The organism is Methylobacterium sp. J-043, from assembly GCF_022829505.1.
GTDB classification, from domain to species: Bacteria; Pseudomonadota; Alphaproteobacteria; order Rhizobiales; family Beijerinckiaceae; genus Methylobacterium; species Methylobacterium extorquens_A.
Genome location: NZ_JAKSYB010000049.1, coordinates 143,836 through 160,249, shown reverse-complemented (window position 1 = coordinate 160,249; position 16,414 = coordinate 143,836). Strand labels below are relative to the sequence as shown.

The window sequence follows — 16,414 nt, the reverse complement described above, 5'->3', positions numbered from 1 at the left end:
CCATCGGCCGATCAGCGCCCGGCAACATGCCATTCTCCTGGGGAGGAGACCTGCGATGAGCAAGGCACCGGGCAAGGCACTCGAGGGCGTCCGCATCCTCGACTTCACCCATGTTCAATCGGGGCCGACCTGCACGCAACTGCTCGCGTGGTTCGGGGCCGACGTGATCAAGGTCGAGCGGCCGGGCGCTGGCGATGCGACGCGCCAGCAGCTTCAGGACCTTCCCGGTGTGGACAGCCTCTATTTCACGATGCTGAACCACAACAAGCGCTCGATCACGCTCGACGGCAAGAACCCCAAGGGCAACGCCATCCTGTGGCGGCTCATCGCCGAGTGCGACGTGCTGGTCGAGAACTTCGCCCCCGGTGCGCTCGACCGCATGGGGCTGACCTGGGAGAAACTGCAGGCCGCCAATCCGGGCCTGATCCTGGCCTCGGTCAAGGGCTTCGGGCCCGGCCGCTACCAGGATTGCAAGGTCTACGAAAACGTTGCCCAGTGCGTCGGCGGCGCAGCCTCCACCACCGGATGGCGCGACGGTGTGCCGATGGTCTCGGGCGCGCAGATCGGCGATTCCGGCACCGGCCTGCACCTCGCGCTCGGCATCGTCACTGCCCTCTACCAGCGCACCCAGACGGGGCAGGGCCAGCGCGTCGATTGCGCCATGCAGGACGGGGTTCTCAACCTCTGCCGGGTGAAGCTGCGCGACCAGCAGCGCCTCGCCCACGGCCCGCTGATGGAATACAGCCAGTACGGCGAGGGCGTCCCCTTTGGCGAGGCGGTGCCGCGGGCCGGCAACGATTCCGGCGGCGGGCAGCCCGGCCGCATCCTCAAGTGCAAGGGCTGGGAGCAGGATCCCAACGCCTACATCTACTTCATCACGCAGGGCGCGGTCTGGGGGCCGATCTGCGACATCATCGGCGAGCCGGACTGGAAGACCGATCCGGCCTACGCGACGCCGAAGGCCCGCCTGCCGCATCTCAATGAGATCTTCACGCGTATCGAAGCGTGGACGATGAAGCACGACAAGCTCGAGGCGATGGAGATCCTCAACGCCTACGAGATCCCGTGCGGACCGATCCTGTCGATGAAGGAGATCGCCGAGGATCCGATGCTGCGGGCGAACGGCACGGTGGTCGAGGTCGAGCACCCGACCCGCGGCGCCTACCTGACGGTGGGCAACCCGATCAAGCTGTCAGCGAGCCCCACCGAGATCACCCGCGCGCCGCTACTGGGCGAGCATACCGACGAGATCCTGCGCGAGGTACTGGGCTGCACCGATGCCGAGATCGGCGACATCCTCGGTTCGGGCGCGGTGGGCGGCGTCCATCGCATCGCCGCGGAGTAGCGTGCGGCATTATTCTGCCGAGTTCCAGGGCGGCTAGAACTTGATTTCCCTTCTCTGGTATGCCAGATACCAATAGGTTGATGAGGCCTGATACGGCTGCGTTCTGCACCGTTCGGGCCGGCGACCGGAGGATACGGTGATGGACAGAACCGTCTCAGACCACGCCTCGGACCGTGCTCTCGCCGATCTCGTGGACGCGTTCGGACATTATTCCGATGCTGAGATGCAGGCGTTTCTCGACGCCACGCCGTTCACGGCCGAGACGCGCTTCGGAGTCTCATCCGCCAAGCCGGCCGGGCCCGCATGGCTGGCAGCCGCAGACTTCGCTCGACGCGAGGTTCCGGTCGCGGTTCAGGCGGCGCGAGCGTAGCGGTCGGTCGTCTCCAGCGCCTCGGTGCGGCGGCCCGTCGGGACATCCTGGGCAGCGTTCGAGACGGTCAGACGGTCGGCCAGCTTGACGACAAGCAGTGCCTGGACGGCGACAAGGAAAACGAGCGCGGCGAGCCAAGTGGCGAGCATGAGGGTCTCCGACGGTTTTGGCTATGGTGCGGTGCGAACGCAACCGGAGATAAGCCGCCCGTTTTGGAATATGAAGTACAAAATACCAAACGCGCACATGCGTCACGCGCATGTGAATGGCGTGCAATGATCTGATGGCACGTGAATTCGGCCACAATCCCTGCGGCCGGCGAAGGTGTGACAGACGCCTTTCGATGTCGCGCCGCAGCATGGTGGGGGGTTAAGGGTCTGCCCGGTCGGCCTCCGGACCCCATGCGCCGAGGGTCGAGGTTTCGGCCGGGCGCAGAACCTCGTCGAGCGACGCGACGCCCTCGGACTCGTCCGTCAGGCCCGTTGCCACGAGCGCCCGCGCCGTCTCGGCTTCCCGGCGCGCGGCGGCCAGCCCCCCCGGGTCGAGGCCGACGAGTCGACCGCTCTCGAAGCGCGCGAAGACCCGCCCCGATTCCCGATCGGCAAAGCGCACCACGGACACCTGCCGCAGTGCCTCCCGTAGAAAGCGCGCCTCGGCCTCCGGTGCGTCGGCAACGCCGCGATAGACCTCGGCCGCCGCGCGGGCGCGGATGTCGATCCGCCGATAGCGCTCGATCGCCAGCAGGGCTTTGGCGTCGAGAATCGTCATCGCGTCGTTCGTGCCGAACGCGATGGTGAGCGGACGCGCGCCCTTGGGCACGCTGTTGTCGAGGAATTCGAAGAACACCGGCCGGTCCCGGCGCAGCGCCCAGGTGAAGAACAGCCGCGGCATGCCGGTGAAGGCCTCGACATTATGCGCGAGCAGATCCTCGACCGCCTTGTAGCGTCCGAATTCCTCCCCCCGCTTCCAGGCCCGCTCCACGGTTTCCTCGGGCGGCGTGACCATGAATTGCAGGTAGACGCGCTGGCCGAACCGGGTGAGGAGCTGTCCGGCGCCGTCGCTGCCGGCCTCTGTCGAGAAGCTGTCGAAGCGGAAGCGGTCGATCAGCAGGTGCGAGAGGCGGCCACCGGCCGCTTTGCGGGTGATGTAGCGGTCGAGCTTGGCATCGACGATCTCGACCTCGTGGCCGGTCAGCGGGCCGGCATAGCGGCGCGCTTCACCCAAGCTGTCGTAATCCAGCAGGAACTTGCGCCAGACGTCGGGCGTGATGACGGCAAAGTCCTGCCATTGTGCGCCGATCCGTCCGGCGAGGTCGCGCTGATAGGGCCGGATCGTGCTCTTGCCCGAGGCCGAGGCGCCCTTGACGTTCATCACGACCGGCTGCGCTTGCGGCGCAGGCCGATGATAGCCCTGCGCCGCAGCGACCGCTTCGATCCAGGGCGCGATCAGCGCACCGATCCGGTCGCTGCCGCAGCGGTTGGTGACGAGGATGCCGGCGAGCCGCCGCAGCAGCGCGCGGTCGCGGATCAGCATGCCCTGGCGGGCGATAACGTGGCCGAACACCGTGCGCAGAGCCTCGCGGGCGGCGCTCTCCATGCTCTCGGCTTCGCTCGCTGCCGCGCATCGTTCGTCGAGGCGGGCGAGGATGCGCGCCTGCCCGTCGCCGGTCAGCGAAGCAGAAGGGGAGGGCGGCGCGCGCGGGCCGAGGCGGCGGAGCCACCCGGCCCAGCCGGAGGCCGGTTCGGGCGGCGGCGCGGGCGCCTCGTCGAACAGGGCCGACAGCTCGCGCTCCAGCGCCGCCTCGGCCTCGGCGCGGACCGCGTCGAGGGTGGCCGCGACCGCGTCGAGGCGGTGCATCACGCCCTCGCGCAGCAACGTGCCGACGATGCGCCGGAAGTTCAGACCGAGATCGGCATAGACTTCGCCGACGGGGACCGAGATGTCGGCCATGACCCGGATCAGCACCTCGTGGACCGCGAGGCGCTCAGGCCGGAAGGGGGCGAGCTGTGTCGCGGGCAGGCCGCTGAAATCGGACAGTTCGAGGATTTCGGAGAAGGGCAGGCGAACGTTCTCGGGCCGGAACACCGTCGCGAGCGGGCGCATCGCCCGCGGCACGCCGGGTTCGAGGCCGGGATTCCAGGCGTGGAAGGCCGGCTCGTCCGCAGGGGTAGTGCCACTGGCCGCGGCCGGAAACCTGTCGGCGAGGGGCGGCGCGGCGTCGGTCATCGCTCGCCCCTCCCGGTTTCGATCAGGCGGCGGAGGCGTTCTCGATCGCGTCGAACCGGATCTGGTAGGCCTCGCCCCACAGCGTCGCCGCCCGCTCGTGCCAAGCGGTGTCGAAGAACAGTTTGGCGCAGAACGAGCTGCGCCAGATGCACACCGCGATGATGCGCTCGTCCAGAACACGGATGTGGCGGCTCTCCAGCCCGCCGGCGATACCAAGACGGGGCAACATGTCGATGCTCGACGCACCGAATTCGTTTTCGCCCGGGAAGACGATCGGGCATTCGACGACGGTCAGATGTTTCATCGGGGTTTCCATGGCGGAGGCCTTTTCTCGGACTCGTCTTCCGATCTGTTCCGGATCGTTCTCGTACAACGCTCGGTGAACGGTGCCTGCTCCCGGCAGGCAGGGGCTAGGACCGGCATGCGTCGTGTCCGGCGCTACGTTTGCATTCACGATGAGCCGTACGCCTTCACGTATGCGGTAATGCCGGCGGGTTCGTCGCTGCCCGCGCCTCGCCGGCGCAATCCCAGATGCTCAGGATCGCGCTGATGCGGCAGGATTCCATCAGGGCGATGTGATCGACCTTGCGTTCGCAGAAGGTCTTCAGCCGCTCCTGCGCCGAAGCGCCGACATCGACGGCGGGAAAGTCGTGGTCGGTGATGAGCCAGACGCTGCGGCTGTAGACCTCGGGGCCCTCGGCCGCCACTGCGCGGAAGATGTCGCGCTGGGTGAGCAGGCCCGTCACCGTTGCGTCGGCATCGCCCTCGACGACGACGAGCGCGCCCGTTCCCGGCTGAGCGAGGAGTTGCGCGGCTTCGGCCACGGATCGGTCCCGGTGGATGGTGCGGACGCCCGCAGCGTCCGGCTCACGGCGCATCGTTCCAAACACGGCGCTCCTCCATCGGCATGCCTCTCGAACGGGGCCGCCTTGGAACGCAGGCTGGTATACAGAATACCTATTGTCAATCCTGCGTTTTGAATTATGGTGCCGCCGTCCGGGCGGGATTGGCAAAATTGAGCCGCCTGGCCTTCCGGCGATGGGCCGGTGCGGCACGATCCGCCCTCGATCCGGGCCGCCTCAAGAGCCTCGCCGTTGTTCTCGCATGACAGGCATTCCTGCACTCGGCAGAGCCGAGCCGCGGAGGCGTTGTGCGACTTCGATCCGCCGGTCGGATCACAGCGTTTGCTTGATCACCTAATCATTCTGCGGCGATGAATATTTAGAGCGCTATTCAAGAAATAATCAAAGAAATTGGACGGCCAAAAAGCTCGAAAAAATCGAGCGTACACTGGAGATACGTCCATGACCCCATCCACGACATCCCACGTTCCACCACCGACGAGCCGATGGCTGCAATTGCTGTTCGGCATCATCTGCATGTGCATGATCGCCAACATGCAGTACGGCTGGACGTTCTTCGTCAACCCGATGCAGGAGCGGCACGGCTGGGACCGCGCCGCGATCCAGGTCGCCTTCACCCTGTTCGTCCTCACCGAGACCTGGCTGGTGCCGATCGAGGGCTGGTTCGTCGACAAGTACGGCCCGCGGGTCGTGACGCTCATCGGCGGCCTGTTGTGCGGCCTGGCCTGGGTGATCAACGCCTACGCCGACACGCTCTGGCTGCTTTATGTCGGGGCGGCCGTCGGCGGTACCGGCGCGGGCGCGGTCTACGGCACCTGCGTCGGCAACTCGCTGAAGTGGTTCCCCGACCGGCGCGGGCTGGCCGCCGGTCTCACCGCCATGGGCTTCGGCGCGGGCTCGGCGCTCACCGTCATCCCGATCCAGGCGGTGATCCACCATTACGGCTACGAGGCCGCCTTCTTCTGGTTCGGCATCGGCCAGGGCCTGATCGTGATGCTGATCGCCTTGTTCCTGGTCGCGCCCAAGAAGGGGCAGGTGCCCGAGATCGCCCGCGTCAGCCAGAGCCGGCGCGACTTCACACCCGGCGAGATGGTGCGCACCCCGATCTTCTGGGTGATGTACGCGATGTTCGTGATGATGGCGGCCGGCGGCCTGATGGCCACCGCCCAACTCGGCCCCATCGCCAAGGACTTCCACATCGCCGACGTGCCGGTGAGCCTGCTCGGCATCACCCTGCCGGCCCTGACCTTCGCCGCCACGATCGATCGGGTGCTCAATGGCGTGACGCGCCCGCTCTTCGGCTGGATCTCCGACCATATCGGCCGCGAGAACACGATGTTCCTCTCCTTCGGCATCGAGGGCGTCGGCATCTACATGCTGAGCCAGTTCGGCCAGGACCCGATTCTGTTCGTAATCCTGACAGGGCTCGTGTTCTTCGCCTGGGGCGAGATCTACTCGCTGTTCCCGGCGACCTGCGGCGACACCTTCGGCTCGAAATACGCCGCCACCAATGCCGGCCTGCTCTATACGGCCAAGGGCACGGCTGCGCTGATCGTGCCCTATACCAGCATCCTCACGACGATGACGGGAAGCTGGCACGCGGTGTTCCTGGCGGCCGCCGCGCTCAACATCCTCGCGGCGCTGATGGCAATCTTCGTCCTCAAGCCGATGCGGCAAGCCTATACGAGGGACATGTCCGCCGCGGAGGCCAAGCCGGCGACGGTCATCGCCCACTGACGCGCGCCGGCCGGGCCGCCGCCCGGCCGGGCTTCGGATGATCGACGCGGCGCGCCGGGCGGTGACACGCCCGGCGCGCTTTGGCGCGACCGTTTCCCTGAGCGGGCTCTCCGCGCCGACCCGTCCGTCCGCCCGGGTATGCCGGGTTGCCGCAGGCTCACGGCCGGATCTTTATCTCAATGGTATATTGTATGCCTAGCATCATTGTGCTTGAAACCACGCCAGGGGAGCACCGGAAACGTTCAGGGAGAGACCGGATGGTCAACCAACCGGCAGAGCCACACGCCCGCAGCGATGCGCCTTCCGCCAAATGGTGGCAACTCGCCTTCGGCGTGCTCTGCATGGCGATGATCGCCAACCTTCAATACGGCTGGACCCTCTTTGTCGATCCGATCGACGCGCAGCACCATTGGGGGCGTACGGCGATCCAGTTCGCCTTCACGATCTTCGTCGCCACCGAGACTTGGCTCGTGCCGATCGAGACCTGGTTCGTCGATCGCTACGGCCCGCGGGTCGTGGTCTTCTTCGGCGGCGTGATGATTGCCCTGTCCTGGACCTTGAACGCCTATGCCGACTCGCTCTTTCTGCTCTACGCCGCAGCGGTGATCGGCGGGATTGGTGCGGGCTCGGTCTACGGCACCTGCGTCGGCAACGCCCTGAAATGGTTCCCCGACCGGCGCGGGCTGGCGGCGGGCGCGACCGCAGCGGGCTTCGGCGCGGGCGCGGCGGTCACCGTGATCCCGATCGCCAATATGATCGCCGCGAGCGGCTATCAGAAGGCCTTCCTCGTCTTCGGGCTCGGCCAGGGGTTCGTCGTCGTCCTGCTGTCCTTCCTGCTGCGCAAGCCGTCGGTCGCCGTGCCGATCACGCGCAAGAACCTGCGCCTGCCCCAGACCAAGGTCGACCGCAGCCCGAAGGAGGCGGTGCGCACGCCCGTGTTCTGGACGATGTACGCGATGTTCGTGATGGTCGCCTCCGGCGGCCTGATGGCGGCGGCGCAGATCGCCCCGATCGCCCATGACTTCAAGGTCGCCGACGTGCCGATGAGCCTGTTCGGCCTGCAGATGGCGGCCCTCACCCTGGCGATCTCGCTCGACCGCATCTTCGACGGGTTCGGCCGGCCGTTCTTCGGCTGGGTGTCCGACAATATCGGCCGTGAGAACACGATGTTCATCGCCTTCGTGATCGCCGCGGCAGCCTGCATCCTGTTGCTCGGCTACGGGCGCAACCCGGTCGTCTTCGTCCTGTGCACGGCGATGTATTTCGGCGTGTTCGGGGAGATCTACTCGCTGTTCCCGGCCACCTGCGGCGACACGTTCGGCTCGAAATACGCAGCCAGCAACGCCGGCCTCCTCTACACCGCCAAGGGTACGGCTGCCTTTCTCGTTCCCTTCGCCAGCGTGCTGTCGGCCTCCTACGGCTGGTCGGCGGTGTTCGGCCTCATCATCGGGCTGAATATTCTGGCCGCGGCGCTGGCGGTCTTCGTGCTGAAGCCGATGCGGCGGCGCTACCTCGCGGCGGAGGCCGAGATCGCCGACGCGGAGGATCGCGCGGTGAAACTGGCCTGAAACAAAGCGTCGGCCCGTGAGGCGACCGGGCTTCGATCCGGCTGCTGAAGCTCCGACCGACAAGACGCGCGCCGTGGCGGATGAGGCCCGGCGCGCGTTTTTTGTGACGCAGAGGCATCGCTCGCACGACGCGCTCGCCGGTATGGCGTCAGGATCTCCCGTCTCGGATGTAACGAGCAGCCTCTGTTTCGACCGCTCTACCGGCGGCTCCCGAGGGCGGGCCTGAAGCCACGTGTTTCATTTGACCGGGCTTTTGGTATTTGGTATGCCAGACGTGTCGCAACAAGACCGGCCGCTCGAGCGCGGCCCGTACGCCGCGCGGCGCAGCAGCACGCGCGAAACGAGCCCGGCCCGACGCCATCGGGCCCCGCGCCGGACAAGAGCATCCGCACCACAAGGGAGAACGCCGCATGACCGTCCAGGCCCAGAACATCGACGCGATCACCGCGGGCGCCGTGCCCCACGAGGAGCCCGCCCTGACGGACGGCTTCCACCTCGTCATCGACGCGCTCAAGCTCAACGGCATCGAGACGATCTACAACGTGCCCGGCATCCCGATCACCGATCTCGGCCGGCTCGCCCAGGCCGAGGGCCTGCGCGTCATCTCCTTCCGCCACGAGCAGAACGCGGGCAACGCCGCCGCGATCGCCGGCTTCCTCACCAAGAAGCCGGGCATCTGCCTCACCGTCTCCGCGCCGGGCTTCCTCAACGGCCTGACCGCGCTGGCCAACGCCACCACCAACTGCTTCCCGATGATCCTGATCTCCGGCTCCTCCGAGCGCGAGATCGTCGATCTGCAGCAGGGCGATTACGAGGAGATGGACCAACTCGCCATCGCCAAGCCGCTGTGCAAGGCCGCCTTCCGCGTTCTGCACGCCGCCGATATCGGCATCGGCGTGGCGCGCGCCATCCGCGCGGCGGTCTCCGGCCGGCCCGGCGGCGTCTATCTCGATCTGCCCGCCAAGCTGTTCTCGCAGGTCATCGACGGCGCGCTCGGCGCAAAGTCGCTGGTGAAGGTAATCGATGCGGCTCCCGCCCAGCTTCCGGCCCCGGCCTCCGTCGCCCGGGCGCTGGATCTGCTGAAGTCGGCCGAGCGTCCGCTCATCATCCTCGGCAAGGGCGCGGCCTACGCCCAGGCCGACGAGGCGGTGCGCGCGCTCGTCGAGGAGAGCGGCATTCCCTACGTGCCGATGAGCATGGCCAAGGGCCTCCTGCCCGACACCCACCCGCTCTCGGCCGGCGCGGCGCGCTCCACCGCGCTCAAGGATTCCGACGTGGTGGTGCTGATCGGCGCCCGTCTGAACTGGCTGCTCTCCCACGGCAAGGGCAAGACTTGGGGCGAACCCGGCTCGAAGCGCTTCATCCAGATCGACATCGAGCCGCGCGAGATGGACTCGAACGTCGAGATCGCAGCACCCATGGTCGGCGACATCGGCTCCTGCGTCGAGGCGCTGCTCGCGGGTATCCGTCAGGACTGGAAGGGCGCCCCCGCCGGCTGGCTCGAGACGCTGCGGAGCAAGCGTGAGGCGAACATCGCCAAGATGGCTCCGAAGCTGATGAAGAACACCGCGCCGATGGACTTCCACTCGGCGCTGGGCGCCTTGCGGACCGTCATCAAGGAGCGGCCCGACGCGATCCTCGTCAACGAGGGCGCGAACACCCTCGATCTCGCCCGCGGCATCATCGACATGTACCAGCCGCGCAAGCGCCTGGATGTCGGTACCTGGGGCGTGATGGGCATCGGCATGGGCTTCGCCGTCGCGGCCGCCGTCGAGACCGGCAAGCCGGTGTTGGCGGTGGAGGGCGACTCGGCCTTCGGCTTCTCCGGCATGGAGGTGGAAACCATCTGCCGCTACGCGCTGCCGGTCTGCATCGTGATCTTCAACAACAACGGCATCTATCGCGGTACCGACACCGACCCGACCGGCCGTGATCCCGGCACCACCGTCTTCGTCAAGAACTCCCGCTACGACAAGATGATGGAGGCCTTCGGCGGCGTCGGCGTGAACGTCACCACGCCGGACGAGCTGAAGCGGGCCGTGGACGCGGCGATGGATTCCGGCAAGCCGACCCTCATCAACGCGGAGATCGACCCGGCCGCGGGCAGCGAAAGCGGCAACATCGGCAGCCTCAACCCGCAGAGCACCCTGAAGAAGAAGGGGGCCTGAGGCCGTTCTAGCCTCTTCCCGCGACTGAGCCGGACCGCGGTGCCGAAAGGCGCCGCGGTCCTTTCGTCGTTTCACGGCCGGGGCTGCTGATCGGTTCCACGGCTCCGGCCATCACCCACCTTCCACATGCCGAGGTGCGGAGCGAAGCGGAGCCTCGAAGCACGCACGGACGAGGGCCCGAAGCGTCCCGGCCAAGGGCGCCTGATCGGTTCCGGTATGCTTCGAGGCCCGCTGCCGCGGGCACCTCAGCATGAGGGGTTTCGGGTCGGGTTCCATCAAAGGAATCTTCCATGTCCTCCTCCGCCTTCGATCCAACGGTCGCCCTTGATCCCCGGCTGGCCGGCCGGCTCGCCTTCCTGCCGCGGCTGCCGGGCAAGCCGCCGCTGCCGCCGGGCCGCCACGCGCTGGGCCTGTTCGAGACCCGCGACGCGATGCTCCGCGTGCCCGCGCACGTGGATCCGCGGCTGCCGACACCGCTGGTCGTGCTGTTCCACGGCGGCGGCGGCAGCGCCGAGAAGATCCTGCCGATGCTGGAGGCGCATGCGGACAAGCGCGGTTTCCTGCTGCTCGCGCCGCAATCGCTGCACCCGACCTGGGATCTCGTGATCGCCGGCAACGGGCCGGACCGGGAGCGGCTCGACCGGGCGCTGGCCGAGGTGGCCGACCGTTTCCTGGTCGATCCGGGCCATCTCGCCTTCGCTGGCCATTCCGACGGCGGCAGCTACGCGCTGTCCCTCGGACTCACCAACGGCGACCGGGTCAGCCACCTGATCGTGTCGTCCGCCGGGTTCATGTCGGTGCAGGTGCAGGCGGGCGCGCCGAAAGTCTTCCTGTCGCACGGCACCCGCGACGAGCAGATCCCGATCGACCGCAGCGCCCGCAACCATGCCCGGCTGCTCCGGGCGGCGGGGTACGACCTTACCTACATCGAGTACGACGGCCCGCACGCCTATAATTCGGACGTGGTGAGCAAGGCCGTGGACTTCTTCCTGGGCGATTTCTTCGTTTAGGCGACGCAAGCCGGACAACGAAAAACCGGACCGACGGAGTCGGCCCGGGAAAGTCATCGGAGGAGGAAGAAACCCGGGCGTCACGCCCGGTCATGCGCTTCCGGGACGATGCTCCGTCCCGGAAGGATCATGGCCGAAAGAGGCTGGCCATCCTGTGCAGGCAGCCCCGAGACCGGGGCCGCCGCGCCCCACTCAGACCGCGCGCGACTCGTGCATCGCGGCGATCTGCTCGGGCGAGTAGCCGAGGCCCGCGAGGACCTCGTCGGTGTGCTCGCCCAGAAGCGGCGAAGCCTTGATGTCGACCTTCAGGTCCGAGAACTTGATCGGGGAGCCGACGGTCAGATACGAGCCGAGCTTGGGGTGCGGCACCTCGACGATGGTGCCGCTGGCGCGCAGCGACGGATCGTCGGCGATCTCCTTCATCGACAGCACCGGCGAGCAGGGGATGTCGAACTTGCGCAGGACATCGACGGCCTCGAACTTGGTCTTGTCGGCCAGCCAATCCTCGATGATGGCGAAGATCTCGAAGATCTTGTCCTGGCGGGCGCGGGGCGTGTTGTAGGCCGGATCGTCGATCCACTCCTCACGGCCGAGCGCCTTGCAAATCGGGGCCCAGGCGTGACCCTGGATCGTGAAGTAGATGTAGGCGTTCGGGTCGGTCTGCCAGCCCTTGCACTTGAGCACCCAGCCCGGCTGGCCGCCGCCGCCCGCGTTGCCGCCACGCGGCACTACGTCCGTGAACTCGCCGTGCGGGTATTGCGGGTATTCCTCGAGGTAGCCGATGGCGTCGAGGCGCTGCTGGTCGCGCAGCTTCACGCGGCAGAGGTTGATCACCGAATCCTGCATCGACACGGCGACCTTCTGGCCCTTGCCGGTCTTGGTCTTCTGGTGCAGCGCCGTGAGGATGCCGATGGCCAGATGCATGCCGGTGTTCGAGTCGCCGAGCGCGGCGGCCGACACGGTGGGCGGGCCGTCCCAGAAGCCGGTGGTCGAGGCGGCGCCGCCCGCGCACTGGGCCACGTTCTCGTAGACCTTCAGGTCCTCGTAATGGTGCCCGTCGGAGAAGCCCTTCACCGAGGCGAGGATCATGCCCGGGTTGAGCTCCTGGATGCGGGCCCAGGTGAAGCCCATGCGGTCGAGCGCGCCGGGGCCGAAATTTTCGACCATCACGTCGGATTCGCGGATCAGCTTTTCCAGGACTTCCTTGCCCTGCGGGTTCTTGGTGTCCAGCGTCAGCGAACGCTTATTGGAGTTGAGCATCGTGAAGTAGAGCGCATCCGCATCCTCGACGTGGCGAAGCTGGTTGCGCGTCACGTCGCCCGAGCCCGGACGTTCGACCTTGATCACGTCCGCCCCGAACCACGCGAGAAGCTGGGTGCAGGCCGGGCCCGCCTGGACGTGGGTGAAATCGATGATTTTGATTCCGTCGAGCGGCTGGGTCATCTTGGTTTTCTCCCTATTTCGACTTCGTTGTGGGTCGTCGTTGGAAAATCTAACAATATTGTCGTCGGTAATATTGCTGAATGGCTCAGGCGCCTCGCTTCAGGCGCAGACGAGGGTGCCCAAAGCCTCTTCCAGCTCCGCCACGCGGCGGCGCAGGGAGCGCTCTTCCTGAAAGCGCTCGGTCTCGTCGCGGATGACCGCGGCGATGCCGGTGACCTCGCCCGCCGCGCCGTGCAACAGCGCGACGGTGAAGGCGATGGACAGGGCCCGCCCGTCCTTGTGCAGGGCCGGCACCTTGAGCAGCGACGTGCCGTAGCGGGTCTCGCCCGTGCGCATCGTCTTGGCGTAGCCATCCCAGTGGCGTCGGCGGTGACGCTCCGGGGTGATGAGGTCGAGGCTCTGCCCGAGCGCCTCGGCTTCCGAGAAGCCGAAGATCCGCTCCGCGGCCGGATTCCAGATGACGATCCGCCCGTCCGCATCGGAGATCACCACCGCGTCGCCGATCGCCGCGACGAGCCCGGACGTGTCGAAGGTCTGCGATTGGGCCATCCGTTGCCCCCTTCCGCTGCCGGCTAGCCGTGAGGCCGCGCCGTGAGCAGAGAGCCGCGATGTCTGTCGAGGATGCCGCGTTCGGTCATGGCAGGCGTTGCCTCCTTGGCTTCCCGGGTCTCGGGCCTTCCGGATCAAGGGCGCTCTTTCCGGTAGCTCGCTACTGGCATTTGGTATACCAGATACGAATGACAGGTCAAGGCACACTGCGGCGCTCGAACGAGATCGCGCAGCGGCGGGTTGATAGGCAGGTGAGGAGGCCGGGATGTCGGGCAAGCACAGCATTCGGATCCGACAGATCGAGGCCTATGCCTTCCAGATCGATTTCGGTGAGAGCTTCGTTCCGTTGCTGACGGACGAGCCGGAACCGATCGGTGGCGGCACCGGCCCCTCACCGGAGCAGGTGCTGATCGCCGCCGTGAGCAACTGCCTTTGCGCGAGCCTCGCCTTCGCGCTGGGCAAGTACCGGCAGGAGGGCGGCGGCGTGAGTGCCGAGGCGATCGGGCGCGTGGCCCGCAACGCGGAAGGCCGCCTGCGCCTCGTCGGGATCGAGGTCGATATCACGCTCGGCGCGCCCGCCGAGTCGATGGATCGGCTCGACCGGGTGCTCGCTCAGTTCGAGCAGTTCTGCACCGTGTCCGAGAGCGTCAAGACCGGTGTTCCGGTGGCGGTCGCGGTGCGCGACGGGCAGGGCAACCGCCTGAAATAGACAGGGAGGAACGACCGATGAGCGAGACGCAGCGGGACGTGACGCAGATGGAGGTGGCACGCGAGCCGGAGGATCTGGCCCGGCTCTTCCACGACCGGGCCAATGCCGGCGATGCGGAGGGGCTGGTCGCCCTGTACGAGCCGCAGGCCGTGGTGGCCGCGGGCGACATCGTGGCCACCGGCCACGACGAGATCCGCCGCTTTTACACGGATCTGCTCGCGCGCAAGTCGGACTTTCCCGAACCCGAGACCCTGCCGGCAATTCGCAACGGCGACCTCGCGCTCACCTTCGCGCGGCTGCCGAACGGAGCGCTTTCGGTCGAGTCGGCCCGCCGGCAATTGGACGGAACGTGGCGCTGGGCCATCGACCAACTCAAGCTCAAGCCCGTCGCCAAGGGCTGACGGGCTCACCGAGCCCCAAGTCAGAGGTTTCGAAAGGACGAGTCCTTTCGCGGGTCCAGGGCAGAGCCCTGGTTGATAGGAAGCCGGGGCTCCGCCCCGGTATCCCGCCAAAGGGATGATCCCTTTTGGAAGCCTCGTTAGTCCGCGGAGGCCGAGCGGCGCGGCGTGGCGTTGCGCCGGCCCGCGAAGACGCCGGGGGCGGTGCCGGGCACCACGACCAGGCGCCGGACCTGCCCACTGAGATACGCCTGAAGGAAGCGGGTGTAGTTCCGGAATACGACGCAGCCGTTCGAGGCGCCGCTTGGGCCCAGCATGTAGGTGTGGGCGAGGATGCCGTCGCGCCCGTGGATGGCGGCCGAGCCGCCGACCGGGTTGAGGCGGATCGCCCGCACCCCGTGGAACAGGGCCTCGCGCTCCCGCAGGTCGTAGACGCCGGGCGGGGTGGCGCCGCGCATCCGGACATGGACGTGGTCCGGGTTGTCCTGGGCGACGCCGAGGCCGGAATGGGCCTCCAGAACCTCGCCGCTCGGCAGCGTTACGGTGGCGGCGCTGATGTCGTAGACGGCGACCCCCGGCTCGGAGACCGGGCCGGGCACGACGCGCCGCCGCGCGGCCGAATCGACCGCACCGCTGTCGAGTCCGGCATAGGCCATCGCCTTGTCCGAGGCAGGCGCGGGCGCCGAGCCCGGCAGATCGAACATCTTCTCGAGGAAGTTGCGGTTGTCGGTGACGGCGGCGCTGAACACGCTGCGGGTCGGCTCGGTGGAGGCGCGCGCCGCGGACGCCGCGGCGATCCGAGGCGTCGCCGCCCGAGCGGTCTGCGTGCGCGGCTCGTAGCGGAATTCGTCGGGCCGCCGCACCGGCAGCGGCACCGTGAGGGCGAGGCGGGCCGTCGGCGCAGCCGGGCGCGGTGTGACCGCAGGCGCGGCGTCGGCGGCCTGGTCCGCGGCGAGGGCAGCCAGGGTCGTGGCCGGCTCCGGCACGGAAGGCTCCGACACGGGCGGCGCCCGGAAGGCGGAAGCCTGCGGGGTCCGCGGGACAAACCCGCGGGACGCGGTGTCGAGAACGGGGGTGGGATCGAGCATCCAGGCCAGCGCGCCGGGCGCAGCCTGCACGATCTCCGCCCCTTCGGTCTCGCCCGAGACCTGCGCGGTTTCCACGGGGGCAGGCGCGGCCCGATCCTGCGGTTGCAGCATCCCGGCGACCGCGAGACCGCCGAGGGCGGTCAACGCGAGCGCCGCGACAGGCGGGCGCCGCCGACGGCGGATGACGGGCCGGGCGGAGCGACTCTGGACGAGCTCGGCGATGTCCATTGCGGGCGGTACTCGACAACGCGGATCCCACACGGCCTCGCGCCGTCATTCCCGGCCTATCTGTGCCAGAATGACAAACGAGATGGCTTCGCCGATTAGGGAAGGATCAACCTTAAGCCTTCGTCATTGAACGGGATCTTGGTTAATCTTGCCTAAAGCTCGCTCCCGTCCTTCGAAAATCGTTCGATGCATCTTCCCGATGGCTGCTGCGCGCCACGAGGCGGTGAGGGGCCGGCCTCTCGACCCATCGCTGCGTCGCGGTCGGCAGCCGACGACGAGGCCGATCGGACCGTCGCCATCGGCTCGTGTCCTCGCGTTCGAGCCGATGAAGAAAGCGCAGCCGCCACGCGACTTGCTGCTGAACCCTTGTGCTTTGCGGGCCACAGGCTGTGTGATGTTGTTACATTTCATTGTTCGGCATGTTGACCCTGCGCCGCATCGCAGCGAAGTTGCTGCGGCCAAGGTTCCCCCGGATGCATGTCCGAGGGCTAAGAGGGAATTCGGTAAGCCCGTCCGGGCGAGGCCGAAGCTGCCCCCGCAACTGTGAGCGGCGAGCCTCCGTCGCCGACGGTCACTGGTGTCCTGCACCGGGAAGGCCGAGATGGGGGCGCTGACCCGTGAGCCAGGAGACCTGCCTTGGCGCGACGATGTCCCCCGGGCGGGGTGCTCCGGCGGCGTGCCTGATCGGTGGGAGCGTTCCCTGCGCTCCCGG

Annotated in this window: 15 protein-coding genes and 1 riboswitch; of the genes, 8 read left to right on the top strand and 7 right to left on the bottom strand. The window is 67.6% G+C overall.

Going from position 1 to position 16,414, the window contains the following annotated elements:
• Positions 1–55 precede the first annotated feature (55 nt).
• Positions 56–1,345: a formyl-CoA transferase gene (gene frc / locus MKK50_RS13905; RefSeq protein ID WP_253373837.1), complete on the top strand. Its 1,290-nt coding sequence runs from the start codon at positions 56–58 to the stop codon at positions 1,343–1,345.
• A 139-nt stretch (positions 1,346–1,484) separates the two neighbouring features.
• Positions 1,485–1,715 carry a hypothetical protein gene (locus tag MKK50_RS13900; protein WP_499023075.1) on the top strand — a complete coding sequence of 77 codons (231 nt, stop codon included), beginning with the start codon at positions 1,485–1,487 and terminating at the stop codon, positions 1,713–1,715.
• Here the strand turns inward: MKK50_RS13900 and MKK50_RS13895 are convergent.
• The 4 genes from MKK50_RS13895 to MKK50_RS13880 form a co-directional block, all read right to left on the bottom strand.
• Positions 1,697–1,864, bottom strand: coding sequence for a hypothetical protein (locus tag MKK50_RS13895; RefSeq protein WP_253373838.1), 168 nt, complete (start codon positions 1,862–1,864; stop codon positions 1,697–1,699). The two genes, MKK50_RS13900 and MKK50_RS13895, sit on opposite strands and share 19 nt — an antisense overlap.
• Before the next feature lie 220 nt (positions 1,865–2,084).
• A complete protein-coding gene (locus tag MKK50_RS13890; RefSeq protein WP_499023073.1) occupies positions 2,085–3,941 on the bottom strand; it encodes a DEAD/DEAH box helicase family protein in 1,857 nt (618 codons plus the stop codon).
• 22 nt (positions 3,942–3,963) lie between these two features.
• Positions 3,964–4,245 carry a hypothetical protein gene (locus tag MKK50_RS13885; RefSeq protein ID WP_499023071.1) on the bottom strand — a complete coding sequence of 94 codons (282 nt, stop codon included), beginning with the start codon at positions 4,243–4,245 and terminating at the stop codon, positions 3,964–3,966.
• A 166-nt stretch (positions 4,246–4,411) separates the two neighbouring features.
• Positions 4,412–4,831, bottom strand: a complete 420-nt coding sequence (locus tag MKK50_RS13880; RefSeq protein ID WP_499023069.1) for a CBS domain-containing protein — start codon at positions 4,829–4,831, stop codon at positions 4,412–4,414.
• 414 nt (positions 4,832–5,245) lie between these two features.
• On the opposite strand from MKK50_RS13880, the gene oxlT (MKK50_RS13875) reads away from it, so the two are divergent.
• From oxlT (MKK50_RS13875) to MKK50_RS13860, 4 genes are all read left to right on the top strand, one after another.
• Complete coding sequence (oxlT, locus tag MKK50_RS13875) at positions 5,246–6,541, top strand: oxalate/formate MFS antiporter (protein WP_499023067.1); 1,296 nt, start codon at positions 5,246–5,248, stop codon at positions 6,539–6,541.
• A 257-nt stretch (positions 6,542–6,798) separates the two neighbouring features.
• Complete coding sequence (gene oxlT / locus MKK50_RS13870) at positions 6,799–8,109, top strand: oxalate/formate MFS antiporter (protein WP_499023065.1); 1,311 nt, start codon at positions 6,799–6,801, stop codon at positions 8,107–8,109.
• A gap of 410 nt (positions 8,110–8,519) precedes the next feature.
• Positions 8,520–10,277 (top strand): oxalyl-CoA decarboxylase, encoded by a 1,758-nt coding sequence (gene oxc, locus MKK50_RS13865; protein ID WP_253373844.1) that lies wholly within the window; start codon positions 8,520–8,522, stop codon positions 10,275–10,277.
• Positions 10,278–10,567: 290 nt separating this feature from the next.
• Positions 10,568–11,287 (top strand): alpha/beta hydrolase, encoded by a 720-nt coding sequence (locus MKK50_RS13860; protein ID WP_499023062.1) that lies wholly within the window; start codon positions 10,568–10,570, stop codon positions 11,285–11,287.
• Between the two features lie 192 nt (positions 11,288–11,479).
• On the opposite strand, the gene frc (MKK50_RS13855) is transcribed toward MKK50_RS13860, so the two are convergent.
• Both frc (MKK50_RS13855) and MKK50_RS13850 read right to left on the bottom strand, forming a co-directional pair.
• A complete protein-coding gene (gene frc, locus MKK50_RS13855; protein WP_253373846.1) occupies positions 11,480–12,730 on the bottom strand; it encodes a formyl-CoA transferase in 1,251 nt (416 codons plus the stop codon).
• A gap of 99 nt (positions 12,731–12,829) precedes the next feature.
• Complete coding sequence (locus MKK50_RS13850) at positions 12,830–13,279, bottom strand: PAS domain-containing protein (protein WP_056197308.1); 450 nt, start codon at positions 13,277–13,279, stop codon at positions 12,830–12,832.
• 265 nt (positions 13,280–13,544) lie between these two features.
• Between MKK50_RS13850 and MKK50_RS13845 the strand changes: the two genes are divergently transcribed.
• Together MKK50_RS13845 and MKK50_RS13840 are read left to right on the top strand one after the other, a co-directional pair.
• Positions 13,545–13,988 (top strand): OsmC family protein, encoded by a 444-nt coding sequence (locus tag MKK50_RS13845; RefSeq protein ID WP_499023058.1) that lies wholly within the window; start codon positions 13,545–13,547, stop codon positions 13,986–13,988.
• A 17-nt stretch (positions 13,989–14,005) separates the two neighbouring features.
• Positions 14,006–14,389 (top strand): YybH family protein, encoded by a 384-nt coding sequence (locus MKK50_RS13840; protein WP_499023056.1) that lies wholly within the window; start codon positions 14,006–14,008, stop codon positions 14,387–14,389.
• Positions 14,390–14,526: 137 nt separating this feature from the next.
• Here MKK50_RS13840 and MKK50_RS13835 read toward each other — a convergent pair whose 3' ends face one another.
• The gene (locus MKK50_RS13835; protein ID WP_499023053.1) at positions 14,527–15,702 is read right to left on the bottom strand and encodes a DUF2778 domain-containing protein; all 1,176 of its coding nucleotides are present in this window, start codon (positions 15,700–15,702) and stop codon (positions 14,527–14,529) included.
• A gap of 444 nt (positions 15,703–16,146) precedes the next feature.
• Positions 16,147–16,355: riboswitch (cobalamin riboswitch) on the top strand.
• Positions 16,356–16,414: the final 59 nt, after the last annotated feature.